Genomic DNA, 21340 nt, shown 5'->3' with positions numbered 1-21340 from the left:
AACTTTGCAATAGAATACAGAAATGGCATATAAAAATCAATTTTGTTTTAACACAATGTATTGTTTTCTAAAATATTAACTTAAAACACATTCCTCATTATGAAGATTACAATTAAGAAAAATCACAAGTACCTTTCAGGTTGGACATCTTATGATATGACCTGGAAGACAGAGTATCCAGTGAGTCGCAATCAACTCCTGCAATCTGTAATTGTCATTACAAAGAATCCATTCTCTGTTAAGGTACTTAAGGGGTGGGCTACAGCAAAAGGTTTTGACTTTGATCCCCTCTTTACTGATATTAATAAGTGCAAGGATGATTGTAAGAAGATAAACCAGATTGGTTACTTGTTCAACAAAGAATATGCAGAGAACCTTAAAATTCTTAATAGTAAAAACAAGTGTCTTGTGGAGTATAGTGCTACACTTAATCCAATGAGTAAACCTATCAAGACTGCATTTGAGACATTTAAGGCTTATGAAGTGAATGTTTATGTAGAGTATAAGTTCGCATACATCAATCTGGTATTTCCATCACTTGGGCGTGAGAAGAATGATACTTCTCAATTGATTATTCTCTCAGGTAATAAGCTCAAGAGTACCTATGGAGAAGGTGAGGCTATCAATAAGATTCAAAATCTCATTGAGAAGTATATCAAAGATTGTGACTCTGATGAAAAGTTCAATGCCCTTGTTATGACATTGAAGGGAATTAGGAAAGAAATGAATTGCCGAGCGAAATCGCAATCGTCGTATTTTTTGTGTTCACAAATGGCAAAATAAGGCTAAATATTTGATATTCAATAAAATAAGCAATCTATTCTCTTGTTTGTCTCAAAAAGATCTGCTAACTTCGTAATACAGAATAACATATAAAACATAGCACAATATGACAACGATAGAACTTCATTTCTTTGAAGCAGCAGTTCGGTTCTTCAGAGAACAATCCAATCAAAAGATAGACTGGGAACAGAGAAGATTCCAGGCAGCGTCACTTATTCTTGCAGGAATGTGTAGCAACTATGCTCATCCTATACCAACAATTTCCACAACTGAGGATGCTGTTAGAATAGCTGATCACTTGATAAAAATCTTATCTGATTCAAATCGTACACTTAAATGTGCCAAATAATATCAAAGATAAACGACGATACACTTCGTCGTCGTATTACACAATATATATAGATTAAGTTCAGCACACTTTTACCCTTAATACACTAAAGTATGAAAAAGGCTATCATATTCACCAGATGCTCTTCATCAGGATCGTTGGAGTCAAGACAAGACACAACAAGACAGGTAGAGGACCTTAATCACTATGCAGATGTCAATGCCCTTACAGTTGTCAAGGTTTTTCAAGAACACATATCAGGTGGCAAGACTAATAAGGAGAGACCACTTCTTCAAGAAGCATTCTCATTTTCTCTGGAGAACGATATAGATGTCATCCTTATCTCAGAACTTTCTCGTTTAGGTCGTAGATGTGATGAGATCCTTGAGAGTATCAAGTGGCTAAAGGATCACCATATCAACTGCTACTTTCTCAAGGAACAACTCTCCATCTTTTCTCCATCAGGAAAGGAGAACCCATATCTCACTATAATGTGTGCAGTCCTGGGAACAGCAGCAGAACTGGAGAGAGAAACTATCTACTATCGACTCAAGTCTGGTCGTGACAAGTATGTGAGAGATGGAGGTCGACTTGGCAAGCCAAAAGGTTCTGGTATCAAGACTAAAGACCAGATGGCCACAGAATACAAGTCTATCTTGAAGAACTTAAGAACAGGTCAGTCGGTCCGGAACACAGCCAAGATAACAGGCTTCTCTCCATCCACAGTCCAGAAGGTAAAACGAGAGTTCGCACTCTAAAACTATATGAATATGGCTCGACCAAAGAAAACAACATATCAATTTCTCAAGGACTATCCTGGACCAATCAGAGAGATCGGAAGAGGTACACCATTGAGAACAGTTGCAAAAAAATATTGCATTGGTCTCAGCACTTGTATGAGACTAAAGAAACGGTTCTACACCTTTAGGTCCCACATTTGGTTGTGATCGAGATAATGATTATCTTCGCACAGCACAAGGGTGACACCCATTTGTAACACCAAATATAGAAGAAATGTGTTTAACATATTGGTAATCAAGAGACCATTATTATTGAGTGGGAATAGCCCTTACCTCCATTCAGCAACACCGAGGCGCAGCCCTGCTCTCCCCGCACAAGAGAGAGAGAGAGAGAGACTGCGCCTCGGTCGTGTCTTTTGCCATTAAGAAGAAAAATGGCAAGGCGATGCACAGCGCACAGCTGGGCCGCCAAAATGAGAAGAGGCACGGCTAAAAGTTGAACCAAGAGCGGCTGGACCAGTCGATGCTCTTGAGGTCGATACGCGACTCTCGCAAGGACTTACCGTCTTGGGTGCCGGTCACTTCTACCTGCTTGGTCTCGACGATGTGCTTGGGCCAGCCATTTACACTGTAGCTGATCACCGAGCGGCCATCGCCGTTGCACTTCAGGTCTTTCATGCCCTTGACGGCGTCGTCAAAGCCCTTTGTCACCTCGGCACTGCCCTTCTCGCAGTCGCCCAGCAGAGCCATTGTGCTCTTGAGCACGAGCGAAATCATGCTGGGGGGCAGGTCGGTGTGGGTGCGCAGGTCGATGTAGTAGTCGTACTCGCCCATTTCGTCGAAGGGATCAACGTCGTCGGCACCAAGAATGCCAGTGTTCAAGGCCACTTGCTGCGGCATGGTGGCATCGGGGTCGTCGTCGATGACAAAGGTCGAGTCGGCTGTGAGCGGGAACGACAACCCGTGACACGAGAAGAGCAGCGAGAGCTCGCTCAAGGAGTTGATGACGTCTTCCTCAGAGTCGTACTGGACGCTCACGAGGTCATAGAAACTGGCGCGGTCAAACACGGTATCGAGCTGGGGCAAACGGTTGAACACGCTGTCGATCATGTGCTTGAAGCCGTCTTTGAGCTCACGGCGCAGGGCCTTCCAGTTCTTGATGTGCTCCAGCTTGCCCTCGGGCGAGAGGGTGAACACGATTTTACGACCCACCATGTTCTTGGCCAAGAGCGTGAGCATCGAGCTGAAGTCGATACTGTCGCCGGCAGTAGCGTCAGGGAAATCGATGCTTGTGGGGCAAAACTCCATGCGGTAGCCCTGGGCCGTTGAGTCGAGCACAGTGACGTAGAACTCTTCCTGCACCGAGCTCATGACAGTGGTGTCGCCTCCCTTGATCTTGATGCGGGAGTGCTCATAGGTGTAGCAGGTGGTGTCGCGCTTGCAGAAGTAGGCAATGACGTCGACACTGGTGTCGGGCGCGGCAGCGGCAGTGTCGACATCGATGCCCTCGACACTGTGGGCGACAGCAGCGCCACGCGGCGCTAAGGCCCCCCACGCGACAAGCACGACAGTGGAGAGGAGCAGGAAAAATGGAAATCGTTGCATGGCTGGTGATGATGGTTGATGTGGTTAAACAGATGTGGTTTCCTGACGAAAAAGGAGTAGTACACCTCGTTCTGGCACAAAGTTAATACTTATATAGCAAAAAAAAGAAAATGGAAGAAAAAATCATCGCCCAATTTTTGCAACCCACACGCCAGGGAAGCCCTGCCGCATTGCCGGTGAGACACAGAGAAGCCAGCGATCCTACACCCTACAACCCGGTTCCACGACAAAAATAATCGACGACAAGGCTTTGTGATATCGGCAAAATCTGTTATTTTTGCATTACGAACTTTTCGCAACGAACTTTTCGCAACAAGCAACACATACAAAAAAAAACCGCACACCAGATGATCAAGAAGCCATCCAATCCTTTCCTGCTCACGGGCTACATATCGCCCACCTACTTTTGCGACAGGGCCGAAGAGACCCAAAGGCTGACCTCGGCATTGCGCAATGGCCGCAATGTCACACTCGTGAGCCCACGACGCATGGGCAAGACAGGACTTATACACCACGCCTTCCACATGCTCAGGCGCAACAATGAGCACGCCTCGTGCTACTACGTCGACCTGTATCAAACCGACTGCTTTGCCTCGCTTGTGCGTCAGCTTGCCAATGCCGTGCTTGGCACGCTCGACACGCGGGGGACCAAGGTGATGAAGACGGTGGCCGCCTTTTTCAAGTCGTTGCGCCCTACCCTCACCCTGGACCCGATGACCGGAGAGCCGTCGTTCTCGGTCGACATGCAGCCACAGATGGCCGAGCACTCACTGGCCGAAATTTTCCAATACATGGAGCAATCGGGCCGGCAATGCTACATTGCCTTCGACGAGTTTCAGTCGATAGTGGGCTACGGCGAGCAAAATATCGAGGCAGTGCTACGTTCCTATGTCCAGCGCTTGACATCGGTACATTTTGTGTTCTCGGGCAGCCAGCGACACGTGCTGGAAGAGATGTTTGCCTCGGCAGCACGACCGTTTTTTCAAAGCACGCAGATGATGCCGTTGAAAGAGATCGACGAGGCAGCCTACTTTGCCTTTGCCGAAGCAAAATTCAAAAGCCATGGCCAGAGGCTTGCGGCCGAGACCTTTCACGAGGCCTACACGATGGTGCGTGGCCACACATGGTATGTGCAAATGGTGCTCAACCGGCTCTATGAGAGCAACGACAAACTGATAACCACAACCGTTGTACAAGACACGATACACAGCATCGTGCAGGAGGGTGAGGCTACTTACCAAACTTTTCTGCGCCTCGTCACCCCGTTTCAAGGGCGGTTGCTGCGGGCTATTGCCTGCGAAGGGACGGCGAGGGAGATACTTGGGAAAAAATTTATCGAGAAATACCGTTTGGGAGCCGCCAGCACAGTGCGCTCGGCCATCAAGTCGCTCGTCGACAAGGAGCTCATTATCGACCTGGACAACAATGCCTACGAGGTGTATGACCGCTTCTTCGGCATCTGGCTGTCGACATTGCAATAGTCCACAAGGCTGTGTGCTTGCACTACCGCCGGGGCAAGTAGGGCTTGACGGGCTCGGCAGCCAGGGGCTGCTGCTCGGCATGGCCACGTGCGCCGGCTACCTTGAGGTAGATCGTGCTCAGGGCGAGCGACAGGCCCATCAGCGTGCGTTGACGCTTGGCCGGAGCCAGGTCGCACTCCCACAGGGTGATGACATACCAGCCCATGTGCTTGAGTGTGTCGAGATTGCGGGCATCGCGCTGCCGGTTGTGCGCTATTTTGTCGCGCCAGTAGGCGGTGCGCGTCTTGGGCAGTGTGAAGTGGGGGCAGCCCTCGTGGCCGTGCCAGAAGCAGCCATTCACGTTGATAACGGTGTGGTAGCGGTGCAGCACGATGTCGGGGGTACCGGGCAGCCGCCGCACGTGCAGGCGGTAACGGTAGCCCTGGGCCCATAGCCAGCGGCGCACAACCATCTCGGGCCGCGTGTCCTTGCCACGTATCGCTGCCATGCAGCGGTGGCGTTGCTCAGGTGTCATGGTGTCGGGCATCGCACACAAAGATAGCTAAAAAACGGCTTGGACGGTGCAGCCAAGCCACAAATAAATGCCGGTTGCCACAAGCGGGCAGCCGGCATTGTTGCCAGTGTAGCGAAACAGTGTGTTTCCTATTCCACCCCGAAACCAGCCTCCTCGACGGCGGCAGTCACGTCGTCGTCGCTGAAGTTGCCCTCGACCTGGGCCTGGGCGGCCTTGAGATCGACCGAGGCGGCAGTCACGCCTTTCACGCCCTTGATGGCGTTTTCAACACTCATGCGACAATGGTCGCACTTCATACCGGTGATTTTGAATTGTTTAGTCATAACGCGTTGAATGTGTATAAATAAGAATAGAATTTAATACTTCATGAAGTTCAACCTGAGCGAGTTGAGAATCACGCTCACGCTCGAGAAAGCCATGAGTGCACTGGCCCAAGTGGGAGTAATCTGGAAATCGATGCCGAAGATGTGCAGCACACCAGCGGCCAGCGGGATGCACACGATGTTGTAGATGAAAGCCCAGAACAGGTTTTCCCACACCATCTTCACCGTCTTGGAGCTCAAGCGCACTGCCTCGGGAATGTGGCGCAAGTCGTCGCCCATGAGGGTGACCTGGGCCACATCCATAGCCACATCGGTGCCCTTGCCCATGGCGATACTCACGTCGGCCAGGGCCAATGCCTGGGTGTCGTTGATACCGTCGCCCACCATGGCCACCCGCTTGCCCTGGGCCTGGAGCTCGCGCACCAGGTTTTCCTTGTCTTGCGGCAGCACCTTGCTCTTGTAGTGGTCGATGCCGGCCTGCTGGGCCCAGTAGCGTGCAGCCTCGTCCTTGTCGCCGCTCATCATGTAGATGTCGATGCCCATGCCTCGCAACTGCTGCATGGCCTCGCGGGCATGAGGCTTGAGCGTTTCGCGCTGTTCGAGCGGCAGGTCGTCGGCCTTGGTGAAGTCGATGTTTTGATTGGGAATGGTGAGCGTGCCCGTCTTGTCGATGACCATGGCCTTCACCTTGCTTATGTTCTCGAGCGCAGCGGCATCCTTGATGAGGATGTTGTGCTGGGCAGCCTTGCCTATGGCCACCATGAGGGCCGTGGGCGTGGCCAGTCCCATGGCACAGGGGCAGGCAATGACGAGCACAGCCACGGCCGAGAGTATGGCGTGGGGCAGCTCCTGGGTGCCGCCTATAGCCCACCACAAGACGAAGGTGAGCAGCGAGATAGCCGCCACCACGGGCACAAAGACGAGAGCCACCTTGTCGACAGCACGCTGCACAGGGGCCTTGCTGCCCTGTGCCTCCTGCACCATCTTGATGATGTGGGCCAGGGCCGTATCCTCGCCTATCTGCTGGGCGCGGAAGCGGAACTTGCCTTGCTGCAAGATGGTGCCTGCAAGCACCTGGCTGCCTTCTTGCTTGAGGGCGGCCGTGGGCTCGCCAGTGATCATCGACTCGTCGACATAGGCACCATCGGCCAGCATGAAGCTCTCGGCCTGGGTCACCTTGCCGTCGACGGGTATTTTCTCGCCAGGATGCACCTCGATCACGTCGCCCACCTTGATGGTAGAGATGGGCACCTCTTCAATCTTCTCGCCCTCGGGGCTGCGCTGCACGATGCGGGCCGTCTTGGGAGCCAGGCCCATGAGGGCGCGAATGCTGCTGGCCGTGCCTTTCTTGGCCTTCTCCTCAAGCAAACGGCCCGTGAGCACAAAGGTGATAATCATCACGCTTGCATCGTAGTAGGTGTGCCACTCAATGCCACGGCTACCCCACATGGCATCGCCCCAGAAAGTATTGAACACGCTGAACAAGAAAGAGATACCCGTGCTCAAGGCCACCAAAGTGTCCATGTTGGCCGCGCCGTGGCGCACCTGCTTGAAAGCGGTGACATAGAATTGCCAGCCGCACACGGCCAAGTTGCACAACGAGAGCACCATGGCCACCACGTTGGCAGCCTGGTCGCTTCCCATGGGGATGAATCGCATCGAGATGCACATCACTGCAAGGGCAAAAAACCAGGAGGCCGCAACCTTGTTGCGCAAGCGGTTGTAGCCCGTGCGCTCGATGGCTTCCACATCGCGGTCGCTCTCGATGACGAGGTCGTAGCCTATGTCGTTGACCTCGCTCTTCATCGCTTCGAGCGAAATCTTGTCGGGGTCGTAGGTGACATTGGCCGTGCGCGTGGCCAGCGACACCGAGGCGCTCTCGATGCCGGGCAGCGAGTTGAGCTTGCGGTCGACGTTGGCCGAGCAGGCCGAGCAGGCCATGCCCAAAACCGGAATCGTTTTTTTGATTGTTGCCATAATGAAAAAATTCCTCGTTCTTGTTTGTGCTGCAAAATTACGACAGCTCTTCTTAAAGCGTGTTACATTATCCTCCCAAACCGTTGCACTATTCCCCCGAGAGTGAGCGTGAGTGCACACGAAAACAGGCGGTCCCATAAGGCCGCCTGTAATTATATGTCAGGAATATATCAAGTACACAACCGCTACCGCACCACCTTGGTTGCAGTTGTGCTGCCATCGGTGTAGCGCGTGACCTGGATGTAGACACCTGCACCCGGCACGGCGACACTGCGGCCATTGAGATCGTAATAGCTACGCCCTGCAATGGTCTTGGAGGCCTTGGTGGTGTCGACGCTGGTCAAGGCGGCGACATTAAGATTCCACGTGTAGCTCCACTTGCCGTAGGACTTGGTGACCCAGGCCGGGCCTTGAGCCGTAGAATAAACCTTGCCGTCGTTGAAATATAGATTGTCGCTCGACGTCCATATTGCCTGGTTGGCACTGCCGTAGAAGAATGGAGACTTCACGGCCTCGGGAGTATCGCCATCGGCAAGCACAATAATCGAGGCAAAGTAGTTGCTCACAGCCGTGTCGGCAAATGCCTGAAGCGTGGGATACATTGCCGTGCGACTCACAAAGGCCTCGCCCAGGTCGACCCTCGTCAGTTCAAAAAAAAACAAAATGCCACTTCTTGCGAAACCACAGGCTAAAGCCTCATTTATCATGCCACACGTGTGGCATGATGAAAAAAAGCCTGGGCTGCAGCTCGAGAAAGAGCCAGCCCAGGCAGTGTATCAATAATTTATGCACCTTGCATGAGATGCACCCAATGTCACATCATGTTGATGAGGGTGGTCACATCGTCGATGTTGACAGCGCCATCGCCGTTGATGTCGCACACGTCGACGCTATACTGGGCGGTGCCCAGGATAGTTTGAATGACGGCCGTGATGTCGCTCACATCGACCTTGCCGTCGCCGTTCACGTCACCTTGCAAGCCTGCCACAGTCACGTTGATGTCGTCGAGACAGAGTTCGTCTGACTTGGCCTTGCTCGTGGCGTGGAAGCCAATGTGGTAGACACCGTCGGCAGGCACCACAAAGTTACGGCTCACCTCGGTGAACGAGACGACGTTGATGCTCATGAGCTCGACAATGCTTTTATAGTTGTTCACATCGGTGCCCTGGCCCACGCCCACATCGAGGAGCTGGTTGTAGTCGGAGGGGCTGTACTGCTTCTTGACCTTGTAGGCGATCTTGTAGCGGTACTTTTTCTCCATCTTGAGCGGGGGTGTGAGCAGCCAGTCGTCGTCGGCAAGGGTCTTGCTGGCAACGATGCTGGCATATTGCTGGTTGTCGCTGTACTGGTAGTTGGTGGCCTTATACTTCCAGGTGGCGCCGTCGTCGTTGGCATCGATCACTGTGAAGAGGTCGAAGTTGTTCTTGTTGTAGAAATTCTCGCTATAAGGGATGCCGAGGGCATCGCCCAGCACGATGTGGTTGGACTCGGCCTTGTCGCCCACGAGGCTGCCGTTGACGGGTGTCACCTGGTAATAGTAGGACTTGAGGTCGGTGAGCTGGCTCAGCGACTCGGCGAATGCGGTGGCATCGAGACCCTTAGCCACAGTCACATTACCTGGCTGACGCACAACATTGTAGGTGAGCGCAGCTGTATCGAGCGGGGCATTGTTCTTGCCCATGACGGGGGCAGTCCAGGTGAGCTTGGCTTGGCGCGAGGCGGCATCGTAGGTCCAGTTCACGCCAGTGGGAGCCGTGGGCGTGTCGGGGCCTATCCATTGCTTCACGCTCTGCTTGGGACCGTCGCCGGCGGCATTCGACACTACCACTTCAACCTCGGTAATGCCAGCTTTGTCTATAGTCACTTGCTTGCTCACATCGGCACCGGCAGCGGTGGTCTCGCCCGTGACGAGGGCCACGCCATTGGCCTTGATGGTATAGGTGAGATTGCCCGAGAGCTGTGCGCCTGCATAGGTGGTGGCAGGCACCTTGAAGTTGACATTGCCCGTGAGTGCATTGGGCTTGAAGTCGAGCTTGAGATTGGTGACTGCTGCCGGGGCATCGTCGGCCGCCTCAGGGGCAGGAATCCACATGTTGACCACAACCTCGTTGCCAGGATACTTGCTCACCAGCGTGGCTGCGCCGGTAGCCTTGTTGAGCTCGTAAAGGCCCGAGGTGCCGTCGCTCAGCACTGCCGACCAGTACATCTTGTTGGTGACCGGGTCGACGGCTGCACACATGGGATAGCCCGACTTGATGCTCACGCCAGTGGAGCCCACAGCCGTGTAGGCGGTGGTGGCTTTGTCGATGGCATAGAGCTTGGCATCGGTGCCCACGGCATAGGCTTGACCCGAGTTGTCGATAGCCAAGGCCACCATGTTGAGACTCATTGCATCGATCACTGTCTTCGACAATGTCGCATAGTCGACAGTGGCCCACTTGCGATCGACGATGTTGTAATCGAGGTCGAAGTTGTTGAACAAGCCCCACACTTTTCCTGTGGTGGGGTCGATCGACACGTTGCATCGTGCAGCGATATTGTTGTAGTTCACGCTTTTCTTTTTGGTTTGCGTCCAGGTCTTGGTGTCATATTCAACATAGGTGAACGTATAGTAGGTTTGCCCGTAAATCTCGCCCGAGGTGTAGTGCACGCCATGCATCACACCGTCGTAGACGGCAGCACCGCCCAGCGGAGCGAGGAAGTTGTCGTTTTCGGCAGTCGAAACTTTGGTAAAGGTGGTGTTGTTTTGGGCGGGGAAGCTGTAGATGCCTCGTTGCAGGGTGGTTCCCCATGATGTTGACTTGTAGACTCCACAATAGATAGTAGGGATTTGTGCGCTCGATATCAACGAGATCGCCAGCATGACAGCAGTCATGCAAAGAGGTAAAATCTTAGTAAGTTTCATTATTAAACGTTTTGAGGTAAAACTGTTGTTTAAAGTTTAGGCAACAAATATACAAAAAAAATTCTTACGCACAAATACATTTTGCCTTAACGCAAGGCGCGTTGCTCACTTGAGCGACTTGAAGTAGCGCGACATGAGCGGAACGGCGATGGCAAACGAGAACACGTCGGCCACACTTTGGGTGATCTCCACGCCCAGCAGACCCAGCAAGTGGGGCAGCGTGAGGATGAGGGGAATGAAGCACAGCCCGTTGCGACAGGCTGCAAGGATATTGGCCGGAACGGTGCGCCCGCTCGTCTGCAGGCACATGTTGCTCACCGTGATGACCGCAGCCAGCGGCCAAGTCACAATTTGCCAGCGCAGTGCCGCCGCGCCCACCGCCACCACCTCGGGGTCGTGGCGCATGAGGTCGATGAGCTCGTTGGCAAAGATGAAGCCGGGGATACAGCACACGGCCAGGATGCACATGTCGAGCTTCACGCAGAAGAAGTAGCCCTGGCGCACGCGCCCAAACAACCTTGCCCCGTAGTTGAAGCCGCAGAAGGGCTGGAAGCCCTGCCCCACACCAATGATGACGGCAAACACGAGGAAGCACAGCCGCCCCACTATCGACATGCCGGCAATGGCCGCATCGCCATATACGCCGGCTGCCAGGTTGAGCAGCATCACGGCCACAGCGGCCAGTCCCTGGCGAGTGAGCGAGGGAGTGCCGCCCTTTATCATTTCTACATAGTAGTGGCGTTTCCAGCAGGCGTCTTTGAGCTTGATGTGGATGTTGTCGCCATGGTAGCTCATGACCAGGAGCACCACAAAGCCGAATATCTGGCTCAAGACGGTGCCTATGCCGGTACCCAGGATACCCATGCCCAGCGTGAAGGTGAATATGGGCACAAGCACCACGTTGAGCACGGCTCCGGTCATCATGCCATACATGGCATTGGCAGCATTGCCCTGGAAGCGCATCTGGTTGTTGAGCAACATCGACCCCGTCATGAACGGCGCACCCAGCAGCACCATGGCCAGGTACTTCTCGGTATAGGGCAAAATGGTGGGAGTGGACCCGCACCACACCGAGATGGGCGTGAGCAGCAGCAAGCCTGCCACAGCAATGACCACACCGGCTACCATAGCTCCCACAAAGGCCGTCGAGGCCATCTGGCAGGCATCGGCGTGCTTCTTGGCGCCCAGTTGCCGCGAGATGTAGGTGCCCGAGCCCTGGCCGAAGAAGAAACCAATGGCCTGTATCACCGATTGCAACGGGAAGGCGACACCCACTGCGGCCGTGGCCTGGGTGTTGATGAGGCCCACATAGTAGGTATCGACGATGTTGTAGACGCTCGTGACGAGCATCGAGATAATCGTGGGCACGGCCATACGGGCGATGACGCGGCCCACCGGGCCTGTCGTGAGAAAGGTGTAGTTGTCGCCACGTGCGTTCATGCCGCAAAATTACAAAAAAATGGCCGTCATGCAAAATCGGGACACACACGGGCACAGCGCCCGCGCGTGCGTGCACATGGCTCTCGCGCTACAGGCGCACGATGATCGCCGAGAAGGGCGCGAGCTTCACGGTGCCGTGCTTGTAGGAGCCCTTGCCCGTGCTCACGAGCACCTTGCCGGCAGGCTGGCCGGTGCGCAGCGTCACGGCCTTCTCGCTCGGGTTGAGGGCCACCAGGCACCGCTCGCCGCTGGCTGCCGTGCGCAAGTACACCATGGGATACTGCTCGCCGTCGAGCGTGTTGAGCAGCTGCCAGCCCGCATCGTTGCCCAGGGCAGGCACCGAGGCGCGCAGGGCAAGCAGACGCTTCACATAATTGAGCATCGAGCCAGGATCTTTCTCCTCGGCCTCGACAGTGAGCTTGCCGCCGACGGTAGCCACGGGAAAATAGAGCTGCGCGGGGGCACAAGTCGAGAAGCCTGCCGTGGGGCCAGGCGTCCACTGCATGGGGGTGCGCGAGCCCGCGCGGTTGCGGCTGCCCTCTTTGGGCGCAATGCCGTCTTGATACTTCATACCCAGCTCGTCGCCATAGTAGATAAACGGCACGCCCGGCATGGTGAGAAAGAAGGTCATGGCCACCTTGAGCTGGTCGAGCGAGTTGCGCGTGCCCACATTGGGACGCTGGAAATCGTGGTTGGCCGTGGGTATGGCAATATAGCCGCGGTCTTTGGTGGCGTTGTAGTCGGCGGCATAGATGTTGATGAAGTCCTTGAGCGAGCCCTTGCCCAGGCGGTTGAAGTAGCAGTTGTCGATTTTCTTGGTTTTGCCCCACGGCGTGTCGCCCTGGAAGAAGAGGCTCGAGTAGGCACTGCGCCCAATGTGTATTTCAAAGTCGATGTTGAAGCCCGCCATTATCGACTGCTGCGGGTTGGACCACTCCGAGATGAGCACGTTTTGCGGGTAGTGCTCGTCGAGCCAGCGGCGCATCTCCCCCCACAGCTGCATCGTGGCCTTCTTGTCCTTGTCGCCTTTCACCAGCGAGGCAGCCATGTCGACACGGAAACCGTCGACGCCCTTGTCCATCCAGAAGGCCATGATGTTGCGCAACTCGCGGCGCACCGCCTGAGGTCCAGGCGCGTCGACGCCCTGCTCCCACGGGCGGCTGGCCGACGGGTGGGCATAGCCGTAGTTGAGCGCCGGCTGGCACTCATAGTAGTTCTTGTAGTAGTACTTGCCACGTGGCGCGTCGGCCTCTACCCAGTGCCCTATGGTGCTGGCCTTGGGGTCCTCGGCCTGGCGGCGGCGGGCAATGTCGGCCGCATCTTTTTTCCCTATCGTGTCGCTCCATATGTAATAGTCGCTGTAACGCCCGTTGGTGCCCTGCTGCGACTCTACAAACCACTGGCACTTGTCGCTCGAGTGGCCAGCCACCAGGTCGAGGCACACCTTCATGCCCCGCTTGTGAGCCTCGTCGACCAGCCGCACCAGGTCGTCGTTGTTGCCAAAGCGCGGATCCACCTTGTAGAAGTCGATGATATCATAGCCGCCGTCGAACCACCCCGACTCATACACCGGGTTGAGCCACAGCGCGTTCACGCCCAGCTGCTTCAAGTAGTCGAGCCGCGAGGCGATGCCTGGCAAGTCGCCCACCCCGTCGCCGTTGCTGTCCATGTAGCTCGAGGGGTAGATTTGATAAAACACAGCCTTGCTCAGCCACTCGGGCCCCTTGCCGCCCGCCTGCGCCACGGCCGGCAGCAATGCAGCCACCGCCAGCGCCCAAAAGAAATGCCTTATGTTCATAGTCGTAGAAAGTTTTCCCACAAAGTTAACCAAAATCCCCACAACTGCCAACCCACGCCCCGCGCAAAATCGCCCACTTCCACGTCACAACCCTATCACCTACTCTCAACTGGCAAGTGCAAAATTAGCGATTTGCCGGAAGGAAACATTCTTTGGGCAGTCGAAATTCAGTTTTTTACGAGGTCTTCGATTGATTGTGGGGATGGTGGCAGGTTTCCATGCTGTTTTTGCATTTTTGGGGTCTCAATGCTGGCGGGCAGGTGGGCGATGGCATGGTTTTTGAGCACTTAATTGCAAAGAGATAACATCAAATGGGATTTATTGACTAAAAAAATGTATTGAACTTATGAAACGCAGTGAACAAATCAAGGCGATAAGCCAAGACGGCAAGATATGGGATGTGATAGTTGTGGGCGGCGGAGCCACGGGGCTGGGATGCGCTGTCGATGCTACTGCCCGGGGCTACAGTGTGGCGCTGCTGGAGAAGGATGACTTTGCCAAGGCCACATCGAGCCGTAGCACAAAGCTCGTGCATGGCGGTGTGCGCTACTTGCAGCACGGCGATGTGAAGCTTGTGCTCGAGGCGCTCAGGGAGCGTGGTTTCATGAAGCGCAACGCTCCGCATCTGGTGAAGGACCAGGCGTTTGTCATCTCCAACTACTCGCATTGGGAAAATTTTCTCTACTTTTGCGGGCTCACGCTCTACGACATGCTGTCGTTTGGGTTCGGCTACGGGCGTTCGCGCTTCATTGGGCCAAAAACGGTTGAGAAGTACCTGCCCACGATTGAGAAAAAGGGGCTGAAAGGCGGCGTGGTTTATCACGACGGGCAATTTGACGACGCCCGCATGGCTGTGAACCTGGCACAGACGGTGGTCGACCATGGCGGCACAGTAGTGAACCATGCCAAGGTCGTCGGTCTGCTGCACGACGACAATGGGAAGGTGTGCGGTGTGACGGTCGTCGACGAGCAAACGGGGCAGCGCTACGACATGCGTGCCCGTGCGGTGATCAACGCGGCGGGCATCTTTGTCGACGATGTCATGCTCATGGACGAGCCCGAGAAGCGGCGCATGGTGCGTCCGAGCCAGGGGGTGCACATCGTGCTCGACAAGAAGTTCTTGCAGAGCGACTATGCCATGATGGTGCCCAAGACGAGCGACGGGCGTGTGCTCTTTGCCGTGCCGTGGCACGACCGCGTGATAGTGGGCACTACCGATGTGCCGCGCGACAAGCCCGAGAGCGAGCCGCACTATCTCGAGCAGGAGGTTGACTTCATCTTGCGCACTGCCGGGCTGTATATGCGTCCAGCCCCCACGCGCGCCGACATCAAGGCCGTGTTTGCAGGCCAGCGGCCGCTGGCTGCCCCCGAGAAAGACGGGCAGAAGACCAAGGAAATATCGCGTAGCCACAAGATCATGGTATCGGGCAACGGGCTGATAACCATCACGGGCGGCAAGTGGACGAGCTACCGGCTCATGGCCGAGGACACCATCGACCGGGCTATCGACATGGGGCTGCTCGACAAGCGCAAGTGCGTGACGCGCTCCTATCCCATACATGGCTACAAGCCGAACCCCGACCTGAGCGACCACCTCTATGTGTACGGCAGCGACCGCGAGGCCGTCGTCGAGCTGGCCAAGCGCGAGCCGGCCCTGGCCGAGAAGCTGTCGAGCAAGTACGGCTACACGATGGCCGAGGTGGCCTGGGCGGTGACCCAGGAGATGGCACTCACGGTCGACGATGTGCTGGCCCGCCGCGTGCGTCTGCTCTTCATCGATGCCCGCGAGGCCGTCGCTGCAGCGCCCAAGGTTGCTGCCCTCATGGCCCACATGATGGGCAAGGACAAGGCGTGGGAAGAGCAGCAAGTCGCCGCATTCAAGCAGATCGCTGCCAACTATGTGTGACGTCGCCACTTGCGGCGTGACAAAAAAAGCGGCAGAAAGATTTTTTGCACTGATTTGTTGTGAGTATAAAATTTTTCACTTACCTTTGCAAAACCTTGAATGAAGGTAACACGGGCGTTTAGCTCAGCTGGTTCAGAGTACTTGAATGACATTCAAGGGGTCGACGGTTCGAACCCGCCAACGCCCACGACCACAGAGAGAATCCTCTCTCTGTGGTTTTTTCTTTAATAGGTAGGTAGGAAATTTCGGCTTTTTGCCCTATTTTTGTGCCTTGTAATCTAATTTCTTTACTCTTATGGAAAATATGAAACGTAAGCTACTGTTGACCCTGTTACTGGTCGTTTTGACATCTACACTGGCACTTGCACGCATTGTGACTCCAGTCACCTGGACCAAGAGCGTGAAAATGACCGATGCCAAGCACGGCGTGGTCACACTCACAGCCAGTATCAAGCCAGGCTGGCACCTGTATGGCACCAATATCCCCGACGGCGGCCCCGAGCGCACGACCTTCACCTGGGATGTGAAGGGTGCCCGGCTTGTGGGCAAGCCCGAGCCCAGCAAGGCGCTGGTGACGCAGCACGATGCCACCTTCGACATGGACTTGTCGTGGTGGACTGGCACGGTGTCGTTCAGGCAGAAGTTTGAGGTTACAGCTCCAGAATATACCATATCGGGCAGTGTTCACTACATGTCGTGCAACGACGAGACCTGCTCGGCACCCACCGACGAGCCCATCTATGTAAGCGGCAAGGCGCCTGCCGGCAATGCGGCCCAGGCCACTGCCCAGGTGCAGGCGGCTGCTCCAGTGCCTGAAGCAACGGGGGCCGACACGGCCATTGCTGCCCAGGCAGCAGCGGCCGGCGCTGCAATGCCGGCAGCGGGCGACTCGGCAGCGGCTGTCCAGGCAGCAGCGGCCGCAGCCACCCCCGATGCGCAGCTTTGGGCACCTGTGCGATTCAGTTCAGACACGGCGGGCGACACCACCACTGGCAGCGACAGCTCGCTGTGGTACATCTTTTGGGCCTGCTTCCTGGGCGGCTTGCTGGCCCTGCTCACGCCGTGCGTGTGGCCCATGATACCCATGACAGTGAGTTTCTTCTTGAAGCAGAGCGGCAGCCGGGCCAAGAGCGTGAGCAATGCCGTGACCTACGGCCTGTCGATCATCGTGATATTTCTCTTGCTGGGCGTGCTGTTCACGGCCATCTTTGGTGCCAGTGCGCTCAATGCCCTTGCCACCAATGCCGTGTGCAACATCATCTTTTTCCTGCTGCTGGTAGTGTTTGCCATCTCGTTTTTCGGAGCCTTTGAGTTGCGCCTGCCCGACAGCTGGAGCAACAAGATGGATGCCACGGCCGAGAAGACGACCGGCCTGTTGAGCATCTTCTTCATGGCAGCCACACTGGTCATCGTGTCGTTTTCGTGCACAGGCCCCATCATAGGCACCTTGCTGGTCGAGGCTGCCAGCCAGGGCAGCATGCTCGGCCCTGTGGTGGGCATGACGGGATTCTCTATAGCCCTGGCCATACCCTTCGCCCTGTTTGCCCTGTTTCCCAGTGTGTTGAAGAAGCTGCCCAAGAGCGGTGGCTGGCTCAACACCGTGAAGGTAGTGCTGGGCTTCATCGAGCTGGCACTGTCGCTCAAGTTTCTCTCGGTGGCCGACCTGGCCTACGGCTGGCACGTACTCGACCGCGAGACCTTCTTGGCACTGTGGATAGCCATCTTCGGCGCGATGGCGCTGTACCTGTTTGGCCTGCTGCGCTTCAAGAGCGACGGCGAGTCGCGTCAGGGCATAGGGGTGACCCGCTTCTTCGTCGGGCTCATCTCGCTGGCATTCACCGCCTATCTTGTGCCGGGCCTGTGGGGAGCGCCGCTCAAGGCCACCAGCGCCTTTGTGCCACCGCTCTACACCCAGGACTTCAACCTCTATGGCGGCACGCAGGAAGAATATGACGACTACGATGCCGGCATGGCCGCCGCTGCCAAGCTGGGCAAGCCCGTGCTCGTTGACTTCTCGGGCTATGGCTGTGTGAATTGCCGCAAGATGGAGGGCGCAGTGCTCGACGACGACAAGATAAAGAAGACCATTGCCGACAAGTTTGTGACCATCAAGCTCATGGTCGACGACAAGAAGCCGCTCGACAAGCCCATGGTGGTGAACGACAACGGCCGCCAGATGACCCTCAAGACCGTGGGCGACAAGTGGAGCTACCTGCAGCGCCACAAGTTCGACAGCAACTCACAACCCTATTATGTGGTGCTCGACACCAAGGGGCAGCTGCTCTCGGGCCCGTTTGCCTACAAGGAGGACATACCGGCCTTCCAGCGTTTCCTCGACAAGGGCTGGAAGAAATGAGGAGAACTACATTGTAAACATGACACAGGAATTGCGTTGTCGTGCGGTGATAAATCGCATGGCAACGCAATCGATCAAAAGATAACACATGCCAAATCATAGCAAAGAAGAAAAATTGAAGGCAATGGGAGAGCTGCTCGACGTGATCGACACCCTGAGGCAAAAATGCCCCTGGGACTCGGCACAGACACCCGAGAGCCTGCGCCCCAACACCATCGAAGAAGTGATGGAACTCTCAGAGGCCATTGTGGCCGGCGACGGGCAAAACGTGCGCAAGGAGCTGGGCGATGTGCTCCTGCACGTGCTGATGCTGGCCAAGATGGGCGACGAGAAGGGGCAATATGACATTGCCGACGTGTGCAACTCGCTGCGCGAGAAGCTCATCTTTCGGCACCCGCACATCTACGGCCAGGCCACGGCTCGCACTGCTCAAGAGGTGAGCGACAACTGGGAGCTCATCAAGCTGAAAGAGAAAAACGGCAACAAGACCGTGCTGGGCGGCGTGCCCCGCAGCCTGCCGTCGCTCATCAAGGCCGAGCGCATCCAGGAGAAGGCAGCCCACGTGGGCTTTGACTGGCCCAACCGCGACGAGGTGTGGGACAAGGTGCGTGAGGAGGAGCGCGAGGTAGAGGCCGAGTTCAAGCAAGGCCACGAGGTAGACCGCGAGAAGGAATTTGGCGATCTGCTCTTTGCCGTGGTCAACGCCGCCCGCCTTTATGGCGTGCGCCCCGACACAGCTCTCGAGAAAACCAACCTCAAGTTTATCGCCCGTTTCAACCACATCGAGCAAGAGGCACACAAGCGCGGCAAGAACCTCAACGAGATGACCCTCGACGAGATGGACGCCTTGTGGAACGAAGCCAAAAAAATGCACCTGGGCGAATGAACGGGACAATGAAACTATGCGTGGCCGAGAAGCCCAGCGTGGCACGCGACATTGCTGCCATACTCGGGGCCAACGACCGCCACGATGGCTACTACGAGGGTAACGGCTACCGCGTGACCTGGACCCTGGGCCACCTGTGCGAGCTCAAGGAACCGGCCGACTACACCGAGATGTGGAAGCGATGGTCGCTGCAAGCCCTGCCCATGTTTCCGCAGCGCTTTGGCATCAAGCTCAAGGAGGATGCCGGCGTGCAGCGGCAATTTCGCTGCATCGAGGCCCTCATCAAGCAGAGCGACGAGCTCATCAACTGCGGCGATGCCGGCCAGGAGGGCGAACTCATACAACGCTGGGTCTACCAGCTGGCGGGCTGCACGATACCGGTGAAGCGACTGTGGGTGAACTCGATGACCGACCAGGCTCTGCGCGAGGGCTTCGATCACCTGCTCGATGCCAAGGAAAAAGACAACCTGTACTATGCCGGGCTGTCGCGTGCCATAGGCGACTGGCTGCTGGGCATCAATGCCACCCGGCTCTACACCCTCAAGTATGCCAGCGGCTACGGCCGCAATGTGCTCTCGATAGGGCGTGTGCAGACACCCACCCTGGCTCTGGTGGTGGCCCGCCAGCGCGAGATCGAGCACTTTGTGCCCGAGGACTACTGGGAAATCAAGACCCTGTACCGCGGCGTGACCTTCAACTCCACCCAGGGGCGCTACAAGACCGAGGGCGAGGCCAGCCAGGTGATGGAGCGCATTGCCGAGTTCCCGCTCACGGTCACGAGCATTGAGAAGAAAAAGGGCAAGGAGGCCCCGCCGCGTCTCTTCGACCTCACGAGCCTGCAGGTTGAGTGCAACAAGAAGTTCAACTTCGGCGCCGACACCACCCTCCAGCTCATACAGTCGCTCTATGAGAAAAAAGTGACCACCTACCCGCGTGTCGACACCACCTACTTGAGCGACGACATCTATCCCAAGGTGCCCGAAGTGATGCGCGCCATGTCGCCCTATGCCAGTCTCACCCAGCCCGTTCTGGCCAGCAAACTGCGCAAGAGCAAAAAGACATTTGACAACGCCAAGGTCACCGATCACCATGCCATCATTCCCACCAACGTCGACCCCGTTGCAGTGCCCATGAGCCGCGACGAGAAGCTGGTGTACGACACCATCGCCAAGCGCTTCATTGCAGCTTTCTATCCCGACTGCGAGTTTGCCACCACCACAGTGATGGCCACCGTCAACGACTGCGGGTTCAAAGCCACCGGCAAGCAGGTGCTCAAACCTGGCTGGCGAGCAGTGTATGGCGGTGCTGCGGCAAGCGCGCAAAGCGACGAGGCAAAAGCGGCCGACGGCGATACCAACGGCGCAATTCCGCCCGACATGGCAGTGGGCGAGAGCGGCCCCCACGAGCCCTCGTTGCTCAAGAAGAGCACACAGCCTCCCAAGCTCTACACCGAGGGCACGCTGCTGCGTGCTATGGAGACAGCCGGCAAGACCGTCGACGACGACGACCTGCGCGAGGCCATGAAAGAAAACGGCATTGGACGCCCGTCGACGCGTGCCGCCATCATCGAGACACTCTTCAAGCGCCACTACATTGCCCACCAGCGCAAGTCGATAGTGGCCACCCAGGCTGGCTGTCAGCTCATCGACACCATCAAGGAGGAGCTGCTCAAGAGTGCCAAGCTCACAGGCGTGTGGGAGGCCAAACTGCGGCAGATTGAGCGCGGCGAGTACCCGCCCCGGCAGTTTATCGACTCGCTCAAGAGCATGGTGAGCCAAATCGTGCTCAATGTGTTGAGCGACAACAGCGGCAGCGCTATCGACACCCACCAGGGCGACGGCCCTGCACCCGGCACTCCCGGCGGCAGCGGCACAGCTGCAACCAGCGCCCCCAAGCGGCCGCGGGCCAAGCGCATCACCCGCTTCGAGCAGGTGGCGTGTCCCGTGTGCGGCAAGGGGCACATGGTGAAGGGCAACAATGCCTATGGCTGCAGCGACTGGGCCAGTGGTTGCCACACGGCGCTGCCCTTCGACCAGTATCCGCCCGACCTCACCCCCGCTAAGCTCGCGCGACTCATCAAGAAAAATTTCAACACTGGCAGCAAGGCCACAGCCTCCTAGCCTCGAGCCCCACGGTTCAAGCCCTAGCGGGCTCACAATGGAAAATAAAGGAGTTACAGAGTTTCCTGTAGCTCTTTTCCCTTTTTATATACAAGTCTCGGGAGATAATTGCCTGTCTCATATTTTTAAACCCTGTGCAGGTTCAACGTGCAATGCAAAATTATTAGTTTGTTTGAAG

The 21340-nt window shown here is 56.0% G+C and carries 17 protein-coding genes and 1 tRNA gene; 10 read left to right on the top strand and 8 right to left on the bottom strand.

The window, feature by feature from the left end:
• The first annotated feature begins 99 nt into the window (after positions 1-99).
• From GF423_RS09915 to GF423_RS09905, 3 genes are all read left to right on the top strand, one after another.
• Positions 100-783, top strand: a complete 684-nt coding sequence (locus GF423_RS09915; protein ID WP_154328204.1) for a hypothetical protein — start codon at positions 100-102, stop codon at positions 781-783.
• 106 nt (positions 784-889) lie between these two features.
• The gene (locus tag GF423_RS09910) at positions 890-1132 is read left to right on the top strand and encodes a hypothetical protein (RefSeq protein WP_154328203.1); all 243 of its coding nucleotides are present in this window, start codon (positions 890-892) and stop codon (positions 1130-1132) included.
• A 92-nt stretch (positions 1133-1224) separates the two neighbouring features.
• Entirely contained in the window at positions 1225-1869 is a 645-nt protein-coding gene (locus GF423_RS09905) for a recombinase family protein (RefSeq protein ID WP_154328202.1), read from the top strand.
• Between the two features lie 471 nt (positions 1870-2340).
• Here GF423_RS09905 and GF423_RS09900 read toward each other — a convergent pair whose 3' ends face one another.
• Complete coding sequence (locus tag GF423_RS09900; RefSeq protein ID WP_154328201.1) at positions 2341-3456, bottom strand: hypothetical protein; 1116 nt, start codon at positions 3454-3456, stop codon at positions 2341-2343.
• Positions 3457-3566: 110 nt separating this feature from the next.
• On the opposite strand from GF423_RS09900, the gene GF423_RS14280 reads away from it, so the two are divergent.
• Together GF423_RS14280 and GF423_RS09895 are read left to right on the top strand one after the other, a co-directional pair.
• Positions 3567-3692, top strand: coding sequence for a hypothetical protein (locus tag GF423_RS14280; protein WP_262885022.1), 126 nt, complete (start codon positions 3567-3569; stop codon positions 3690-3692).
• Between the two features lie 111 nt (positions 3693-3803).
• Positions 3804-4937, top strand: coding sequence for an AAA family ATPase (locus tag GF423_RS09895; protein ID WP_154328200.1), 1134 nt, complete (start codon positions 3804-3806; stop codon positions 4935-4937).
• Between the two features lie 22 nt (positions 4938-4959).
• Here the strand turns inward: GF423_RS09895 and GF423_RS09890 are convergent, their stop codons facing one another.
• The 7 genes from GF423_RS09890 to GF423_RS09860 all read right to left on the bottom strand — a co-directional run bounded on the left by GF423_RS09890 (position 4960) and on the right by GF423_RS09860 (position 13894).
• Positions 4960-5463, bottom strand: coding sequence for a very short patch repair endonuclease (locus tag GF423_RS09890; RefSeq protein WP_154328199.1), 504 nt, complete (start codon positions 5461-5463; stop codon positions 4960-4962).
• Positions 5464-5579: 116 nt separating this feature from the next.
• Entirely contained in the window at positions 5580-5774 is a 195-nt protein-coding gene (locus GF423_RS09885) for a heavy-metal-associated domain-containing protein (protein ID WP_154328198.1), read from the bottom strand.
• 33 nt (positions 5775-5807) lie between these two features.
• Positions 5808-7742, bottom strand: coding sequence for a heavy metal translocating P-type ATPase (locus GF423_RS09880; RefSeq protein ID WP_154329030.1), 1935 nt, complete (start codon positions 7740-7742; stop codon positions 5808-5810).
• Positions 7743-7936: 194 nt separating this feature from the next.
• Positions 7937-8413 (bottom strand): hypothetical protein, encoded by a 477-nt coding sequence (locus tag GF423_RS09875; protein ID WP_154328197.1) that lies wholly within the window; start codon positions 8411-8413, stop codon positions 7937-7939.
• Between the two features lie 152 nt (positions 8414-8565).
• Entirely contained in the window at positions 8566-10656 is a 2091-nt protein-coding gene (locus GF423_RS09870) for a choice-of-anchor J domain-containing protein (protein ID WP_154328196.1), read from the bottom strand.
• Between the two features lie 105 nt (positions 10657-10761).
• Positions 10762-12096 carry an MATE family efflux transporter gene (locus tag GF423_RS09865; protein ID WP_154328195.1) on the bottom strand — a complete coding sequence of 445 codons (1335 nt, stop codon included), beginning with the start codon at positions 12094-12096 and terminating at the stop codon, positions 10762-10764.
• 88 nt (positions 12097-12184) lie between these two features.
• Complete coding sequence (locus GF423_RS09860) at positions 12185-13894, bottom strand: alpha-amylase family glycosyl hydrolase (RefSeq protein WP_154328194.1); 1710 nt, start codon at positions 13892-13894, stop codon at positions 12185-12187.
• 346 nt (positions 13895-14240) lie between these two features.
• On the opposite strand from GF423_RS09860, the gene GF423_RS09855 reads away from it, so the two are divergent.
• The 5 genes from GF423_RS09855 to GF423_RS09835 all read left to right on the top strand — a co-directional run bounded on the left by GF423_RS09855 (position 14241) and on the right by GF423_RS09835 (position 21162).
• The gene (locus GF423_RS09855; RefSeq protein ID WP_154328193.1) at positions 14241-15800 is read left to right on the top strand and encodes a glycerol-3-phosphate dehydrogenase/oxidase; all 1560 of its coding nucleotides are present in this window, start codon (positions 14241-14243) and stop codon (positions 15798-15800) included.
• A 112-nt stretch (positions 15801-15912) separates the two neighbouring features.
• Positions 15913-15987 (top strand) — tRNA-Val (locus GF423_RS09850).
• 117 nt (positions 15988-16104) lie between these two features.
• On the top strand, positions 16105-18156 hold the full coding sequence (locus tag GF423_RS09845; protein ID WP_154328192.1) for a protein-disulfide reductase DsbD family protein: 2052 nt from the start codon (positions 16105-16107) through the stop codon (positions 18154-18156).
• Positions 18157-18244: 88 nt separating this feature from the next.
• The gene (gene mazG, locus GF423_RS09840; RefSeq protein ID WP_154328191.1) at positions 18245-19042 is read left to right on the top strand and encodes a nucleoside triphosphate pyrophosphohydrolase; all 798 of its coding nucleotides are present in this window, start codon (positions 18245-18247) and stop codon (positions 19040-19042) included.
• 8 nt (positions 19043-19050) lie between these two features.
• Positions 19051-21162: a DNA topoisomerase 3 gene (locus GF423_RS09835; RefSeq protein ID WP_154328190.1), complete on the top strand. Its 2112-nt coding sequence runs from the start codon at positions 19051-19053 to the stop codon at positions 21160-21162.
• The last annotated feature ends 178 nt before the right edge of the window (positions 21163-21340 follow it).

It is taken from the genome of Sodaliphilus pleomorphus, assembly GCF_009676955.1.
In the GTDB taxonomy this organism is placed as follows: Bacteria; Bacteroidota; Bacteroidia; order Bacteroidales; family Muribaculaceae; genus Sodaliphilus; species Sodaliphilus pleomorphus.
The sequence above is the reverse complement of the archived record's forward strand: the minus strand, read 5'-3'. Positions and strand labels throughout refer to the sequence as shown.